Genomic DNA, 14,106 nt, shown 5'->3' with positions numbered 1-14,106 from the left:
ATGCGCTTGCGTTTAATCGCTATTTTATGTGTGCTCAGTAGCAGCATGGTTATATCAGGTTGTGAAATTAATAATGGGCAAAAAGAGCGTGTGTCAATTACACCTGCACCTGTGGTCGATACAAAAAAAACGACCGACAAAAACAGTAACCCTAGTCCAAAACCTAGACCAAAAATTGAACCAAGCTATCCTCCTGCAGAGCAAGTTATTGCATGGCACGCTAATCAGTGTGGCGGGTTTAAATTGGTACCTAGCAAAAATGTTTTTACAGGCGAAAACGAGCTTAAACGCTTTTTTAAATTTATGTGCTTAAACATAAATAATGATCCAAATACGGTAATGACTCAGTTGCTAAAGCTCGATCTTGCTTACTTTTGGCCTGATGACATAAAGCAATATTTATGGCTTCAAAAGCAGCAAGTAACTATGCAAATAAATGCTAAAAAAGAGCAGCAAGCACTTAATAATAAAATGCAAGAAACCCTCTCATCGTTAGCAACGATTGAGCAGCAACTTTTACTACGAGAAGAAACGAAGGAGCAGTAACGATGGCCGCAACTAAAGTACAAGGTGCAAAAGTATTACTCGTAGACGACGACGCTAGCTTATTAAAACTGCTCGCTATTCGTATTGAATCAAAAGGATACGAAGTAACAACCTGCGAAAGCGGCTTAACCGCACTACAAATACTTAAAAGCCAAGTGTTTGACGCCGTAATAACCGACTTACGCATGGATGAAATGGATGGTATGGCACTGCATCGTCAGCTGCAAAGCCGCTACCCTGCATTACCTGTCATTATGATGACAGCGCACGGCTCAATTCCTGATGCAGTAGAGGCAACTAAGCAGGGCATTTTTGCATTCATAACTAAACCAGTGGATAAAGATGAGCTATTTGACAGCCTTGCAAAAGCGATAGAAATTCATGGTGTTAACGCCGATGAAGCTGCACCTAAAAGTAATATAGTTACGCGCAGTGGTGCAATGCTGCACTTGTTAGAGCAAGTAAAACTACTTGGGCCAACGCAAGTTAATGTACTTATTTCGGGGGCTAGTGGTACTGGTAAAGAATTACTCGCACAGGCGATTCACCAGCATAGCCATGTAAGCGGTGGCCCTTTTGTTGCAATTAACTGCGGCGCTGTACCAGGGGAGCTTTTAGAGTCCGAATTATTTGGTCATAAAAAAGGCTCGTTTACGGGTGCAATTAAAGATCACCAAGGTTTGTTTCAACAAGCACAGGGTGGCACGTTATTTTTAGACGAAATTGGCGATATGCCGCTTAACTTACAGGTTAAGTTACTGCGCGTATTACAAGAAAAAACAATTCGTCCAGTAGGTTTTCAAGAAGAGATAGCAATTGATGTACGCATAGTGTCGGCAACACATAAAAATCTTCCTGAAGCTATTTTAAACCAGCAATTTAGAGAAGATTTATACTATCGCTTAAACGTAGTTAATTTAAAATTACCGCCACTGTGTGAGCGCCGCGAAGATATAAGCTTATTAGCACAGCACTTTAGTGCAAGCATTGCTAAGCGCATGAACCAAACTGAAAAACACTTTGCAAGCGATGCTATGCATGCGCTTGTACGTTACGACTGGCCAGGTAATATCCGCCAATTACAAAACGTAGTAGAGCAGGTTGTAGCATTAACGCCAAGCGATGTTATTTCAGAGCATTTAGTGTTAGCTGCGCTAAATAGTAACGAAACAAACGTAGAACCATTATCACTAAACGACGCTAAAAAAGAGTTTGAGCGCGACTATGTAATTAACACTTTAAAAATGGCAGGTGGTAACGTAGCTGAAGGCGCTAAGCTTGCCAAGCGCAACCGCTCAGATTTTTATAAGTTGATTAAAAAGCATAATATTGATGTTGATAATTTAGGTTAAGGAAAAGCATGCAGTTATTTATGGTGTATTTAGGTGGCCGGATTCAAGGTTGCCACATTGAAATGCATGATATTCGTTTTGTAGTAGGGGAGAATATAGAGCAAACCTACTCAAAGTTAAAAAGCCAATGGGTAGGCGACAGAAGTAGTGTTCACATGGATAGCTACATGGCAATTAATCATATTGATGGCTTTAAAGTAGAAGTTGTTGATAGCTATGTGGAGCAAAATAAACAACTCTATTTTGTAAATTTAGGCGCTTACAGAAGTGATTCCATGGCTGAGCAACATGACTTTGCACTGTATGTTGCAAGCAGTAGCCATGAAGCTAAAGAGCGCGCTAAAAACGATTTGCTCGCAGGGCTTAGTCATATTCATAAAGATGATTTACATGATGTGGACGATTGCTTTGCCATTGATTTACTCGACAGCCAGCTAAACATTAAGCTCACGCCCAGCGGTATATCGCAGCCGATAAAGCCAGACTGGTTTGGCTATCATATACTTTAAATTATAATAAGTAGCTAAAACAGAGTAGGATTAAGAGTCCTGCTCGTTTTGTTCATCCTTTTCGCTTTTAGCCGCCATTTTAAACGCCACAATAACCAACCCAAACATAGCAAACGGCAGTGCTGCCAACATGTATTCAACCACATTACTGTCTTGAAAATTTGCTTGTAGTAAAAAGTGACCCGCCACACACATTAAAATAACCACTAATAAAATGGGTAGTAACATGAGTTCTTTTTTTGATGAATGGTTTTTCATTAATTGTGAGGCTATAGCTAAAAATAATGCGCCATTGTAATGAGCTTACTTAAGCTTGGCAAATACCGCAGAATTTTTTAATTAATGATATGATTAGCGTCAAACAATTGGGCAAGTGTTATTGGGAATAAAGTGAAAAGTAACTTAAAACAAGTTTACCTCGTTGGTGGTGCAGTGCGCGACAAACTGCTAAATATAAAATCAAAAGATAACGACTATGTAGTGATTGGGGAAACACCAAAAACGATGGAATCGCTTGGTTTTGTGCCAATAGGTAGTGACTTTCCGGTTTACTTACACCCAAAAACAAAAGAAGAATATGCACTAGGGCGCACAGAGCGTAAAAGTGGCAAAGGCTATACAGGCTTTGTGGTTGATGCCAGCCCAACCGTTACGCTAGAAGAAGATTTAGCAAGGCGTGATTTGACCATAAATTCAATGGCGCTTGATGAACACGGTAATATTATTGACCCGTTTAATGGCCAAACTGACTTACAAAATAAAACACTGCGCCACACCACTGAGGCATTTGTAGAAGACCCTGTTCGAGTACTGCGTATTGCCCGTTTTTTAGCGCGCTATGGCAGTGATTGGCGTATTCACCCAAGTACCTATGCATTAATGCGCGAGCTTAAAAATAAAGGTGAGCTAAATCATTTAGTATCTGAGCGCGTGTGGCTTGAAACTGAAAAAGCACTGGGTGAAAAGCACCCTGAGCTTTATTTTGAAGCACTGCAAGGTTTAGGTATTTTTCCAGAACTTGAGCGCATGGTTAATGTACCGCAACCGGCAAACCATCATCCTGAAGGGGATGTATTTGTTCATACTATGTTGGTACTTAGGCGTGCAGCTGATTTAAATTTTAACTTAGAAGCACGTTTTGCTGCACTTACCCATGATTTTGGAAAAGCGCTTAGTTTTAAAAAGCATGGAAACCTACGTGGGCACGAACGCGAAGGTGTTGCAGTTATTGAGGCGTTTTGTGAGCGCTTAAAAGTGCCTAACCGTTTTCGTGATGTTGGCGTACTCACCAGTGATAATCACACCCTTTGCCATACAATTGATCAGTTAAGGCCGCAAACCATTCACAAGCTAATAGTGACTAACTTAAATGCGTTGGTACACCCAGAACGTTTTATAGCGTTTACCCAAGCATGCCAATGTGATGCACAAGGGCGTGGTGAAACACTGGTCGATAAGCCATACCCGCAAGCAGCTAAGCTGCGAGCAATTCATACTGAACTGCAAAAAATGGATAAGAAACAAGTAGTGCAAGATGCACTTAAAAATGGCAAAAAAGGCCCTGAAATAGGCGAAGAAGTAAAACTTGCAGAAATAAGCTGCATTAAAGCATTTTTAGAACATGAGAAGTCCCAAGCGTAATAAAATCAGACTAAGTAGTGCGATACGCCTTGGTTTTTAGTCGCGTCGTGCTTTCTTAGCTCTTTGTAATTGGTGCTTTTTGGTTTTATCTCTTCAGGCTCAGGTTTTTTAGAGGGCCTGTATAAGTCAAAAATAAAGTCTAGTTCTTCACGCTCTAGTGATGGTTTCATGAGTATTCCTTCAATTTAATACTTTAATATGATGTAGGGTATGGTCATTCGACTGAATAAAAAGTGAATAGTTACATTTGAAGTTGTACTAAATTGTAACTGGCGGGTTTTAAGGGATGAGAGGGGTTTATTTGTTAATTTATATAGAGTTAAGATAAATTAAAGTAACTCTTTTTAACTAAAAATATACAGCTGAATTTAATTTATTGCGTACTTACTATTTGCATATAATGCTGTGGCTATAAATATAACGGTACAAATATAACGGTATAAATACAGCCTTAACCATTAACTAACGGCAGTGTTACGGTAAATACTACACCATCACCTTGTTCGTTGTTTTGCGCGGTTACACTGCCTTTATGGTAGTCGCACACCAGCCTTACAATATAAAGCCCTAATCCCAAATGTGGCTGTTGCTGCATTTGCTGGCTACGTACCGACACCATTGAATCAAAAATATGCTCAGTTAACCCTTCAGGTAAAGCGGGACCAGTATTACTCACAGTTAATGTTGCTTTATTTTCGCTCTGCTTAAGGCCTACATTAATAGCCGTATTGGCTTCACTAAACTCCAGCGCGTTATTAATAAGTTTATCAAGCAGCTGAGCTATAAACTCCGGAGCACCTTGCATAGGTAATTTGTTTTGGCATACATCAAGCGTAAATAACTGGTTTGGGTAAGTAAGCTGATAGCCTTGCATGCAGCCATTTATTACTTTTTGTAAATCAAAAGGTTCAGGTTCGTTGCTTTGAATGCTTTGCTCAAGGCGAGTGGCTTCGCTCATGGTGGTTATTATTTTACCTAAGCGTTCAACGCCTTCACTGGCGCGGTCAAGGTATTTTTGACTCAGCTCGTTTTGTGGCAAGCTTTGTAAGTTCTCGAGTGATGAGCGCACTACGGCAACTGGCGTGCGCAGCTCGTGGGATAACCGTGACGACATATTTTCTAAGTAATCGGTATAGCCACCAAGTCGGCTCACAATGTTTGAAAAACTACGAGACAGGTCGCCAATTTCATCGTTAGCATCGCTGTAATTAATACTCCCTGTAACACGCCCTTGTGCATCAATCGCTTGCTCAGCAGTATCGCGCAGTCGCCTAATTCGGTTCGATATACGTGAGGCAAAAAAGAACAAGGTGACAGTACCAATTAGCATCACAGCTAAAATAACGTTAAAGAGTTTTTCGAGCGATTTGTTACGCAGCGTACGTACGCCGTTTGTGGTTTCCTCTGCTATTACCGCGCCAATTACCTGGTCTTGAATCCAAATAGGGTAAGCGGCCGATAAAATAACGGCTTTACTGTCGGGTGTTAATCGCCAAGACGATGCAGGTTGTCCTTTTAATGCTTTCGCTAAATGTGTGCCCTGCATAGAAGCTACATCGTGCAGGGTATCTAAAAACTCATTTTCGGGGCGCGTTAATATTTTATAGTAAATTGGGTGTAAGTAATTTTGCTCAAAGCGCTGCCACCAAGTTTCAGGTGCTTTGTTAGCAAGTCCATCAGCCCATACGCCATCTGCATTTTGAATAGTACCCGATTGCGCAAGTACACGATGATGGTTATCAACCACCCAAATGCGGCTACCACTGTGGCCCATACCTTTTAAAATACGGCTAATTTCTGGGGAAGGGACTAATACCGAGCCTAAATCGTTTGGGTTATTTAAGTTTGAGGTCGACATTATTTTAGGCTCTAGCAATGCCTCTTTACTATCAATGTCAACAATAGCAAAGCCAAGTTTGTTGCCCAGCATGCTAATAGGAAAGCGCAGCTCTACGTTATAACCTGATTCGGTACTTTCAAAATAGCCCTGAATTTTTGTAAAAGGGGCTTTGGTATTTGCATCAAACGCATTAACCCAGCCATCTTGGCGTGGCGCAATAATGTAAGTATTAAACTGGCCGTCAGGCGTTTTTAAGCCAATTTGTAAATAATCGTTATTGGTAATGCTTAAACTATTTTTAGCGCGATAAATAAGGGTATTGTCGGTGACTTTAAATGCGGCGTATAAGTAGTTATCAAACTTGCCAACCATATGATCAAACGATAAGTCACTGGCTTGATGTTTGTTATCTGTTTTTTGTAAGTAGCGCTTGTCGTAATGCCAAAATAACGGCTGGTAACTTTCCCAATCGTTAAGTTTACCGTCGAGCTGAATAGGGTTTTTAAGATTATAAGCGTATAAATCGCGGCCTTTTACTACTTGGTCTAAAAAGTTAGTTTGCTCGTCAAATAATGCAGGGCGCTCATGTAATGCAGTAGCAAGTGCACGAGTGGTGCCTACGAGGGTTTTTTCTTGGCCTTGGCGTAAAAACTTTTCCATTTCCCATACGTACTCGTAGCCAAGCCACGGCAGCAAAAACAAAAAACATGAAAGTAATATAAATTTACTGCGCAGACCAAATCGTAGCATTAGTGTTGTTCCCACCGATAGCCCATGCCATACACGGTATCTATGCAATCAAAGGTGCTGTCGAGTGCTATAAACTTTTTACGAATACGTTTTACGTGGGAAGTAATAGTGCTGTCGTCTACATAAATTTTTGCATCGCTCATTAAATCGTTACGGCTTTTAACATGGCCTGGTCGCTGGGCGAGTGAATGCAGCATCCAAAATTCGGTTACGGTTAAATCAACTAATTGTTGCTGCCAAAATACCTGCATACGTTGCGTGTCGAGCGTTAACTGCCCGCGTGTTATGAGTGCATTTGCATCAGTGGGTTGTTCAAGTGCTTCCATTCGGCGAAATAGCGCACCAATACGTGCAGCCAAGTGAGCCAAGCTTATGTCTTTTGTTAGGTAGTCGTCGGCGCCCATGCGTAGGCCGCATACGGTATCTATTTCGCTATCGCGGGCGGTTAAAAAAATAATAGGCAGTGTTTTAGAAAGCGAACGCAATGTTTGGCACAGTAAAAAACCACCATCTATTTCATGGCCTAGGCCAATATCAACAATGGCTAAATCGGGCAGGGCATTTTTAAATTCAGCTTCAGCGCTGGCGCGATCGGCAAAGCCACTTACTTGGTAGCCCTGTGCACTCAACATTTCTATGTAGTTTTCGCGGATTGCGGGTTCATCTTCAACGATGGCTATTTTTTTCATCTTAATCATTATCCTATCGGCTCTGTTGTGCACTATATCGAAGTTTTTAAGCTAAGTACGCTTAAAAAGGCAATTGCCATTTTTTTGCCACAATTGCTCAGCAGTTTGCCATTTTTGATCCCCTTTGTTGCCACTTGAGCTTGTTTTAATAGGTCCATCAAAACAAAACATCACAAATTAAAAAGTAAGTTTAAGGATCAAATCATGAAGAAGACATTAATTGCGTTAACACTCGTTGCTATTTTTTGTACTCCAGCAATTGCCTCAACATCTAACACGCCATCAAAAGAAGCCCATAAAGAAACGGCTATTGGTTTAGGTGCAGGCGCTATTATTGGCGGCGTAGTAGGCGGGCCAATAGGTGCGTTTATTGGGGCATTTGCCGGTGGTTTAATAGGTGATTCAAAAGTAGCTGATAACAAAATTGCAGAGCAAGAGCGTGCAATTACGGTTATGAAAGAAAAAACCAGCGATTACCAACACGTGCTTAACCACAACAATATGTTAGAGCAACAGCTAGAAGTGCTTGCCAATCAAAATGAGCAGTTAACTCAAGTTCAAATTAATAACTTATTGGCGATGACGGTGCAATTTAAAACAGGTTCAAGTGTTATTGCCCCGCATTTTGCGCTGCAGTTAGACCAACTGGTTACCTTGTTAAACAACCAACCACAACTCGCACTTGATTTAAGTGGCTTTGCCGATCAACGAGGCGATGAGCAAGCCAACCTTTTACTTTCCAAAGCACGTGTAAATGCCGTGCAAAGCTATTTAATAAAACACGGCGTGAGCCATAAACGCTTAAGCACGCAGGCATTTGGCGAGCAGCAAACATTGGCTAACAGTAACACGGTGGAAGATAACTTTTTTGATAGACGCGTAACGCTTACCACTCGCTCAATGAACTCAGTAAATGGCCAAACGGCGAGTAACTAAATCTAACTGAATCTAAGTAAAACAAAGCGTTCGATGGAGTGATTTTATGTTGAGTAAACCGACCAAAATGCTTACTAAAGTAAGCATTTTTATATTCATAGCGATTGTGCTGTTAGCGAGCTTCAAAAGCCATGCGCAATCACCCAAGTTAGAGCTTTTTGATAGCAATGGTGCGCCAGCAGGCCCAGCAATAATATTAAAAAGCGACGCCAATATGACCTTAACCGGCCTAATTAATCATGTTGTAGTTACGCAAACCTATCAAAACGAAAACCCGTTTGCGGTTAATGCGCGCTACGTTTTTCCATTGCCTGATGAAAGCGCCGTACATGCCATGACTATGCGTATAGGTGAGCGAGTCATTAAAGGCCAAATTGATAAAAAGGTAGAGGCCGAAAAAAAATACGAGGAGGCTAAAAAAGCAGGTAAGCAAGCGGCCCTTGTACGCCAGCAACGCGCCAATATGTTTATTACGAATGTGGCAAATATTGGCCCTGGTGAGCAAGTAATTATTGAGCTTGAGTATCAAGAAATAATTGATTACAGCAGCGGCACATTTGCTATTAGATTTCCTACTACCATTACACCGCGTTATCACGCGATTAGTGGTGAAGTTGAGGTGAGTACTCAGAACCAAACGCACGTTAACTCACTCCCAACGGGATGGTTAAGCCCTGTTTACAGTATTAAAAGCAGTAATCAAAATGATAACGTACCAAGCAGCCAATTTAGCTTAAACATAGATATAGACGTAGGCTTAGAGCTGGTGGATATCAATTCTAAATTTCACAATGTTGATGTGCAAAACACCGCGTTTGGACAATATAAAATAGCGTTAAATGAGACAAATGCAGTTAATCGCGACTTTGTACTTGAGTTTAAACCGCTGCAAAAAGAGCAAGCTCAAGCCGCATTTTTTACTCAGCAGTTTGAAAATGGTGACCGATACGGGCTTGCTATGCTAATGCCACCAGGGGATCATTTCACACAAACACAGCGCTTACCTCGTGAAATGGTATTTGTAGTTGATACGTCAGGCTCTATGCATGGGCAATCTATGGAGCAAGCTAAAAAAGCGTTGTTTTATGCACTTTCATTACTTGATAGCGACGACAGCTTTAACATTATTGGTTTTGACAACATAGTAACTCCAATGAGCGATAAACCACTTATAGCCAGTGACTTTAATTTACGCCGTGCAGAGCGATTTATTTATAGCCTAGAGGCCGACGGTGGCACTGAAATACAAGGTGCGCTTAATGCCGTACTTGATGGTAGCGAGTTTGATGGTTTTGTGCGCCAAGTTGTATTTTTAACTGATGGCAGCGTAAGTAATGAAGATGCATTATTTAAAAATATTCAAAGTAAATTAGGCGATAGCCGCTTATTTACAGTGGGTATTGGCAGCGCACCGAATAGCTTTTTTATGCGCCGAGCGGCAGATATAGGTAAAGGCTCATTTACGTTTATAGGCAGCACAAGCGAGGTGCAACCTAAAATGCAGCAGTTGTTTGATAAGCTTGCACATCCGGCTATTACTAATTTGGGGCTAAGCGATGAAAGCGGTAACAGCTTAGATTTTTGGCCGTCACCACTACCTGATTTATATTTTGGTGAGCCTATCATGGTCGCCATAAAACTTAATAATGCTAAAAATGTGGTACTTGCTGGGCAAACAGCACAAGGTCCTTTAAGTATTAAATTAAGTACACAAAATAGCTCAAGCGCTCAAGGTATAGCAAAACTGTGGGCGCGCCAAAAAATCAAGTCATTACTTTTATACAACGAGCAAAATACAGTTAAAGATGAAGTACAGGAGCTTGCGCTTACTCATCAATTACTTAGCCCGTTTACTGCTTTTATAGCGATTGAACAAACTCAAATAAAAGAAGTGGCAGAGCAAACGGCGCAAGCTACTAATGCAGTACCACAAGGTATGGCAATGCGTTTACCGCAAACCGATGGGCAAAGCAGGTTACATATATTACTAGGCTGTATTTTATTATTGGGATCTAGCGCCCTTAAAATAAACCGATCATTTAAGTTAAGCAGGGCACGTAAATGAAAAAGTGGCTAAGCGCGGGTTTACTAATAGCTGGGCTTGGATTATTTGGTCACGGCGCTTATATGCAGGCAAAAGCGTGGCTTGCTCAAGTATTAATTGAGCAAGCATGGCAAGAGGCGCTTAAATCACCCGGCACTAAAGTAAAGCCGTGGTATTACGCCGACAGCTACGTGACTGCAAAGCTTGATTGGCCAAGCCATAATAAAACATTAAGTGTATTAGCTGGAGCGAGTGGTCGCAATTTAGCGTTTGCGCCTAGCCAATTTTTACCCGCAGGGGAGCTGGGCGGAAAAGAGTTTGGAAACGAAAAAGGCGCGCTAATAGCAGGGCATAACGACACCCACTTTGCATTTTTACAACACGCCAAAGTGGGAGAGGCGTTTACTTTGCAACTGCAAAGTGGGGTGATTCAAAATTATAAGGTAACGGGGATTGAGGTTATTCATCAATCCCAAAACTCATTTTTACAAACACCTGGGCTGTATTTGCTTACCTGTTACCCTTTTGATTCACTTGCCTCTGGTACTGATTTAAGGTTGCTTGTATCTGCGCAAATGTCTTCGCCTGATTCGCTAAGCGGTATATCAACCACGAGTTCTTGATGGCGCTGGCTTACCATTACGCCAATAAATACCACAAATATGCTCAGCCATTGCCAAACGTTGAGCACTTCGCCCAAAATAATAGCTGATAAAATAAGTGTAAAAATAGGAATTAAATTAGAGTACGCAGCCGCGGTTAATACTGATACTTTGCTAATTGCATAGTTGTACATGCCGTAGCCGCCAAGGGTTACACACGAACCTAAATACAAAATGCTCATGAGCGCAGTTAAGTCGTGCTGGTTTTCGCTTGGTAGGTCGATAAAAAATAAAAACGGCGCAAAAAACAAGCTGCCGCTAATACCTTGCAAAGCAATTAAAGTCAGGGGCGAGTAGCGATTAGCTAAATGTTTAATACTTACGGTATAAAATGCAGCGCACACCATCGCCATAAGCTCTAAAAAGTTACCTAGTAACGGATTAGGTGCTTGGTCGGTACTTGGTGAAAGAAGCGTAAGTAAAATACTGCCGCCTATACACAGCGTAAAACCGACAACAATGGCTTTGCTTATATGCTCTTTAAGTAATACAAAGGCAAGCAACGCAATAATAATAGGCAAGCAAGAGACAATAACACCAGCCTGCGAGGCTGATGTGTATTCCATTGCATGGCCTTCAAATAAAAAGTATAAGCAAGGCTCAGCAAGCGACATACCCACTAAATACTTCCAGTCACCTTTTAAGTACTCAAACCGAATAACGTAGCGCCATAAACAAAGCGACAAAACTAACGTGGTGAGCATGCGTAAAAATATCACCAATGCAGGGTCGTAAATAGCAATGGCGTATTTGAGCGCAATAAAAGAGCTGCCCCATAAAAAGGTGGCAATAATTAAACATAAACTGGCAGGCATAGAGAGTAATTTACTTAATTTAATAAAATCAGATCCTAGCATGAAAATTTTTAACTTGTTCAAAAATACCGAGCTGGTATAAATTAATTCATCTTTAATTAATCAATAGTAAAAAGCACATGCAAAGGGAACAGGTAATAGTTGTAAAGCTTGGTACAAGCGTACTAACTGGCGGCACCGATAAGCTAGACAAAGCACATATGGTTGAATTAGTACGCCAATGCTGCGAGCTTAAAAAGCAGGGGCATCAGGTTATTTTAGTGTCGAGCGGCGCGGTAGCTGCTGGGCGCGAACAACTATTAAAACCCTGTGGCAGAAGCTTAATTGATAAACAAATGCTTGCTGCAATTGGACAAGGTCAACTTATTCATATTTGGCAGAGCTTGTTTGCTTTATATGGGGTAAATGTAGGGCAAATGCTGCTTACCCGCGCTGATGTAGACGACAGAGAGCGCTACCTTAATGCCCGCGATACACTCAATGCGTTATTAAATTACGATGTTGTGCCCATCATTAACGAAAATGACGCAGTCGCTACCAGTGAAATAAAAGTAGGCGACAACGATAATTTATCGGCACTTGTTGCTATTTTGGCTAATGCTAATAAATTATTGCTACTTACCGATCAAGAAGGGTTATTTACCAGCGATCCTCGCACCAATGCCGATGCCACCCTCATTGGTGAAGTAACACATATAAACGATGAGCTGCGCCAACTTGCTGGTGGCAGTGGTACAAACTTAGGTACTGGCGGCATGGCAACCAAATTACAAGCAGCCGACATTGCAAGGCGTGCAGGCGTTGAAGTCATTATTGCTAAAGGCGCTGGTAAAAACGTTATTTTAAAATGTATGAGTGACGAGTTACCTGGTACACGCTTTTTAAAACTCACCGCCCCAAAAGATGGCCGTAAAAAATGGCTACTAGCTGGGCCTAAAAGTACCGGCCAAATTGTTATAGATGCAGGTGCTATTAGTGCCCTTCAAAATAAAGGTGCAAGCTTACTTGCTAAAGGCGTTACTAATGCATTTGGACGTTTTGAAAGAGGCGATTTAATTGATTTAATAGATACTAAAAATCAAGTAATTGCACGTGGCTTAACGCGTTTTAGCAGTACCGAGGTAAATAAAATCAAAGGCGCACACTCAAATCAAATAGGTGAGTTACTTGAATACGATAGTGGTGCAGAAGTATTGCATCGCGACGACTTAGTATTACTTTAATACCTATTCTAAAGGATTAGTTAATAAGTATTACCTCATAACTTAGTAAATTCATGAGTATTGTCTAGACTAATAAAAGTTTAATTAGTTTAGGCAGTGTAATGAAGGCAAATAAGTGTGGGCACGAATGGATTATTAAGCTTACCCAGCAAGAGGAAGAAAGTGATTTAGATAGCGCATTAATACAAATAATTAGCGACTTGCTCGAAGTTGATAATTTTGCCATTTACGTCAATAAAAATTTTTCAGCCCCCATACCCCCTACTCTTATTAATTCAAACAGTAATTTAGAGCAATTAAGCCCAGATGAAGCATCATTGTTATTACAAAAGGTCACTCAAAATAAAATTAGGGTGAGCTATGCCTTTAGTAGCACATCAAGTTACGTGCCTATTTATCATTTTGGAAAAGTAGTCGGCACTTTATTAATAGAAACCGAGCAAGAATTACCAGAACGAATAACTATGTTAGCTGTACATATTTTAAATATTTATGCTAATCAGCTTGGGCTATTATATAAGTCGCGGTTAGATCCACTTACAGAGCTTTTAAATAGGCAAACATTTGATAAAAAAGTAATTGAGATTGTATCGGGTAACGGTTTTTTGTTACCAAGAAATGATAACAATAAAAAGCGACGTTGGTATTTAGCTATTGCCGATATCGACAACTTTAAAAATATTAATGATAACTACGGGCATGTAATTGGCGATGAGGTTATTTTACTTGTTGCACGGCTACTAAAAAATAATTTTAGGATTGAAGACTATGTATTTAGGTATGGTGGTGAAGAATTTGCAATGTTATTTCAAGCAAAAACAGAGACTGATGCACACGTTGCACTTAACCGGTTACGCCTTAATGTTGCCCAATACCCTTTTCCACAAATTGGCCAATTAACCATTAGCATTGGTTTTTTAGAGTTAGTGAGTATTGATACTGTATCGAGTATTGTAAATCAGGCTGATTTAGCGCTTTACTACTCTAAAAATACTGGCCGTAATAGAGTTACCTCCTACAGTGAATTAGAAGTTAATAACGAACCAAAGATAGATAATAGTATTGAGCTTTTTTGATTGTAAATTTGTGCTAAAATCTG

At 40.6% G+C, this 14,106-nt stretch carries 14 protein-coding genes; 9 read left to right on the top strand and 5 right to left on the bottom strand.

The window, feature by feature from the left end; translation table 11 throughout:
* From H5092_RS01400 to H5092_RS01390, 3 genes are read left to right on the top strand one after another with little or no spacing between them, the layout of a single operon-like run.
* A complete protein-coding gene (locus tag H5092_RS01400) occupies positions 1–546 on the top strand; it encodes a hypothetical protein (RefSeq protein ID WP_182732760.1) in 546 nt (181 codons plus the stop codon).
* 2 nt (positions 547–548) lie between these two features.
* Complete coding sequence (locus tag H5092_RS01395; RefSeq protein WP_024597600.1) at positions 549–1,898, top strand: sigma 54-interacting transcriptional regulator; 1,350 nt, start codon at positions 549–551, stop codon at positions 1,896–1,898.
* A gap of 8 nt (positions 1,899–1,906) precedes the next feature.
* On the top strand, positions 1,907–2,407 hold the full coding sequence (locus H5092_RS01390) for a DUF1543 domain-containing protein (protein WP_002961636.1): 501 nt from the start codon (positions 1,907–1,909) through the stop codon (positions 2,405–2,407).
* 30 nt (positions 2,408–2,437) lie between these two features.
* Here H5092_RS01390 and H5092_RS01385 read toward each other — a convergent pair whose 3' ends face one another.
* Entirely contained in the window at positions 2,438–2,665 is a 228-nt protein-coding gene (locus H5092_RS01385) for a hypothetical protein (RefSeq protein WP_007581571.1), read from the bottom strand.
* A gap of 132 nt (positions 2,666–2,797) precedes the next feature.
* Here H5092_RS01385 and H5092_RS01380 point away from each other — a divergent pair, with 132 nt between their 5' ends.
* Positions 2,798–4,048, top strand: coding sequence for a multifunctional CCA addition/repair protein (locus H5092_RS01380; RefSeq protein ID WP_182732759.1), 1,251 nt, complete (start codon positions 2,798–2,800; stop codon positions 4,046–4,048).
* Between the two features lie 5 nt (positions 4,049–4,053).
* Here the strand turns inward: H5092_RS01380 and H5092_RS01375 are convergent, their stop codons facing one another.
* The 3 genes from H5092_RS01375 to pdsR all read right to left on the bottom strand — a co-directional run bounded on the left by H5092_RS01375 (position 4,054) and on the right by pdsR (position 7,327).
* Positions 4,054–4,218, bottom strand: a complete 165-nt coding sequence (locus tag H5092_RS01375; protein ID WP_164487638.1) for a hypothetical protein — start codon at positions 4,216–4,218, stop codon at positions 4,054–4,056.
* Between the two features lie 281 nt (positions 4,219–4,499).
* Positions 4,500–6,638, bottom strand: a complete 2,139-nt coding sequence (gene pdsS, locus H5092_RS01370; RefSeq protein WP_182732758.1) for a proteobacterial dedicated sortase system histidine kinase — start codon at positions 6,636–6,638, stop codon at positions 4,500–4,502.
* Positions 6,638–7,327 (bottom strand): proteobacterial dedicated sortase system response regulator, encoded by a 690-nt coding sequence (gene pdsR, locus H5092_RS01365; RefSeq protein ID WP_182732757.1) that lies wholly within the window; start codon positions 7,325–7,327, stop codon positions 6,638–6,640. The genes pdsS and pdsR overlap by 1 nt, the downstream gene beginning before the upstream one ends.
* 204 nt (positions 7,328–7,531) lie before the next feature.
* Here pdsR and pdsO point away from each other — a divergent pair, with 204 nt between their 5' ends.
* The 3 genes from pdsO to H5092_RS01350 are packed head-to-tail and all read left to right on the top strand — an operon-like array spanning position 7,532 to position 10,930.
* Positions 7,532–8,263, top strand: a complete 732-nt coding sequence (gene pdsO / locus H5092_RS01360; RefSeq protein ID WP_024597605.1) for a sortase-associated OmpA-like protein PdsO — start codon at positions 7,532–7,534, stop codon at positions 8,261–8,263.
* A gap of 46 nt (positions 8,264–8,309) precedes the next feature.
* Positions 8,310–10,328, top strand: coding sequence for a marine proteobacterial sortase target protein (locus H5092_RS01355; RefSeq protein ID WP_182732756.1), 2,019 nt, complete (start codon positions 8,310–8,312; stop codon positions 10,326–10,328).
* Positions 10,325–10,930: a class GN sortase gene (locus tag H5092_RS01350; protein ID WP_182721374.1), complete on the top strand. Its 606-nt coding sequence runs from the start codon at positions 10,325–10,327 to the stop codon at positions 10,928–10,930. The genes H5092_RS01355 and H5092_RS01350 overlap by 4 nt, the downstream gene beginning before the upstream one ends.
* Here H5092_RS01350 and H5092_RS01345 read toward each other — a convergent pair.
* Positions 10,825–11,784 carry a DMT family transporter gene (locus H5092_RS01345; RefSeq protein WP_024597327.1) on the bottom strand — a complete coding sequence of 320 codons (960 nt, stop codon included), beginning with the start codon at positions 11,782–11,784 and terminating at the stop codon, positions 10,825–10,827. The genes H5092_RS01350 and H5092_RS01345 overlap by 106 nt on opposite strands.
* Before the next feature lie 119 nt (positions 11,785–11,903).
* On the opposite strand from H5092_RS01345, the gene proB reads away from it, so the two are divergent.
* Together proB and H5092_RS01335 are read left to right on the top strand one after the other, a co-directional pair.
* The gene (gene proB / locus H5092_RS01340) at positions 11,904–13,007 is read left to right on the top strand and encodes a glutamate 5-kinase (protein ID WP_024597326.1); all 1,104 of its coding nucleotides are present in this window, start codon (positions 11,904–11,906) and stop codon (positions 13,005–13,007) included.
* Positions 13,008–13,108: 101 nt separating this feature from the next.
* Positions 13,109–14,083 carry a GGDEF domain-containing protein gene (locus H5092_RS01335; protein WP_182695723.1) on the top strand — a complete coding sequence of 325 codons (975 nt, stop codon included), beginning with the start codon at positions 13,109–13,111 and terminating at the stop codon, positions 14,081–14,083.
* Positions 14,084–14,106: the final 23 nt, after the last annotated feature.

Origin of the sequence: Pseudoalteromonas sp. SR41-7 (assembly GCF_014163935.1) — a bacterium.
Classification (GTDB): Bacteria; Pseudomonadota; Gammaproteobacteria; order Enterobacterales; family Alteromonadaceae; genus Pseudoalteromonas; species Pseudoalteromonas distincta.
The sequence above is the reverse complement of the archived record's forward strand: the minus strand, read 5'-3'. Positions and strand labels throughout refer to the sequence as shown.

Coding starts and splice junctions, on each gene's coding strand:
- H5092_RS01400 (WP_182732760.1), top strand. CDS start 1: ATGCGCTTGCGTTTAATCGCTATTTTATGTGTGCTCAGTAGCAGCATG.
- H5092_RS01395 (WP_024597600.1), top strand. CDS start 549: ATGGCCGCAACTAAAGTACAAGGTGCAAAAGTATTACTCGTAGACGAC.
- H5092_RS01390 (WP_002961636.1), top strand. CDS start 1,907: ATGCAGTTATTTATGGTGTATTTAGGTGGCCGGATTCAAGGTTGCCAC.
- H5092_RS01385 (WP_007581571.1), bottom strand. CDS start 2,665: ATGAAAAACCATTCATCAAAAAAAGAACTCATGTTACTACCCATTTTA.
- H5092_RS01375 (WP_164487638.1), bottom strand. CDS start 4,218: ATGAAACCATCACTAGAGCGTGAAGAACTAGACTTTATTTTTGACTTA.
- pdsS (WP_182732758.1), bottom strand. CDS start 6,638: ATGCTACGATTTGGTCTGCGCAGTAAATTTATATTACTTTCATGTTTT.
- pdsR (WP_182732757.1), bottom strand. CDS start 7,327: ATGAAAAAAATAGCCATCGTTGAAGATGAACCCGCAATCCGCGAAAAC.
- pdsO (WP_024597605.1), top strand. CDS start 7,532: ATGAAGAAGACATTAATTGCGTTAACACTCGTTGCTATTTTTTGTACT.
- H5092_RS01355 (WP_182732756.1), top strand. CDS start 8,310: ATGTTGAGTAAACCGACCAAAATGCTTACTAAAGTAAGCATTTTTATA.
- H5092_RS01350 (WP_182721374.1), top strand. CDS start 10,325: ATGAAAAAGTGGCTAAGCGCGGGTTTACTAATAGCTGGGCTTGGATTA.
- H5092_RS01345 (WP_024597327.1), bottom strand. CDS start 11,784: ATGCCTGCCAGTTTATGTTTAATTATTGCCACCTTTTTATGGGGCAGC.
- proB (WP_024597326.1), top strand. CDS start 11,904: ATGCAAAGGGAACAGGTAATAGTTGTAAAGCTTGGTACAAGCGTACTA.
- H5092_RS01335 (WP_182695723.1), top strand. CDS start 13,109: ATGAAGGCAAATAAGTGTGGGCACGAATGGATTATTAAGCTTACCCAG.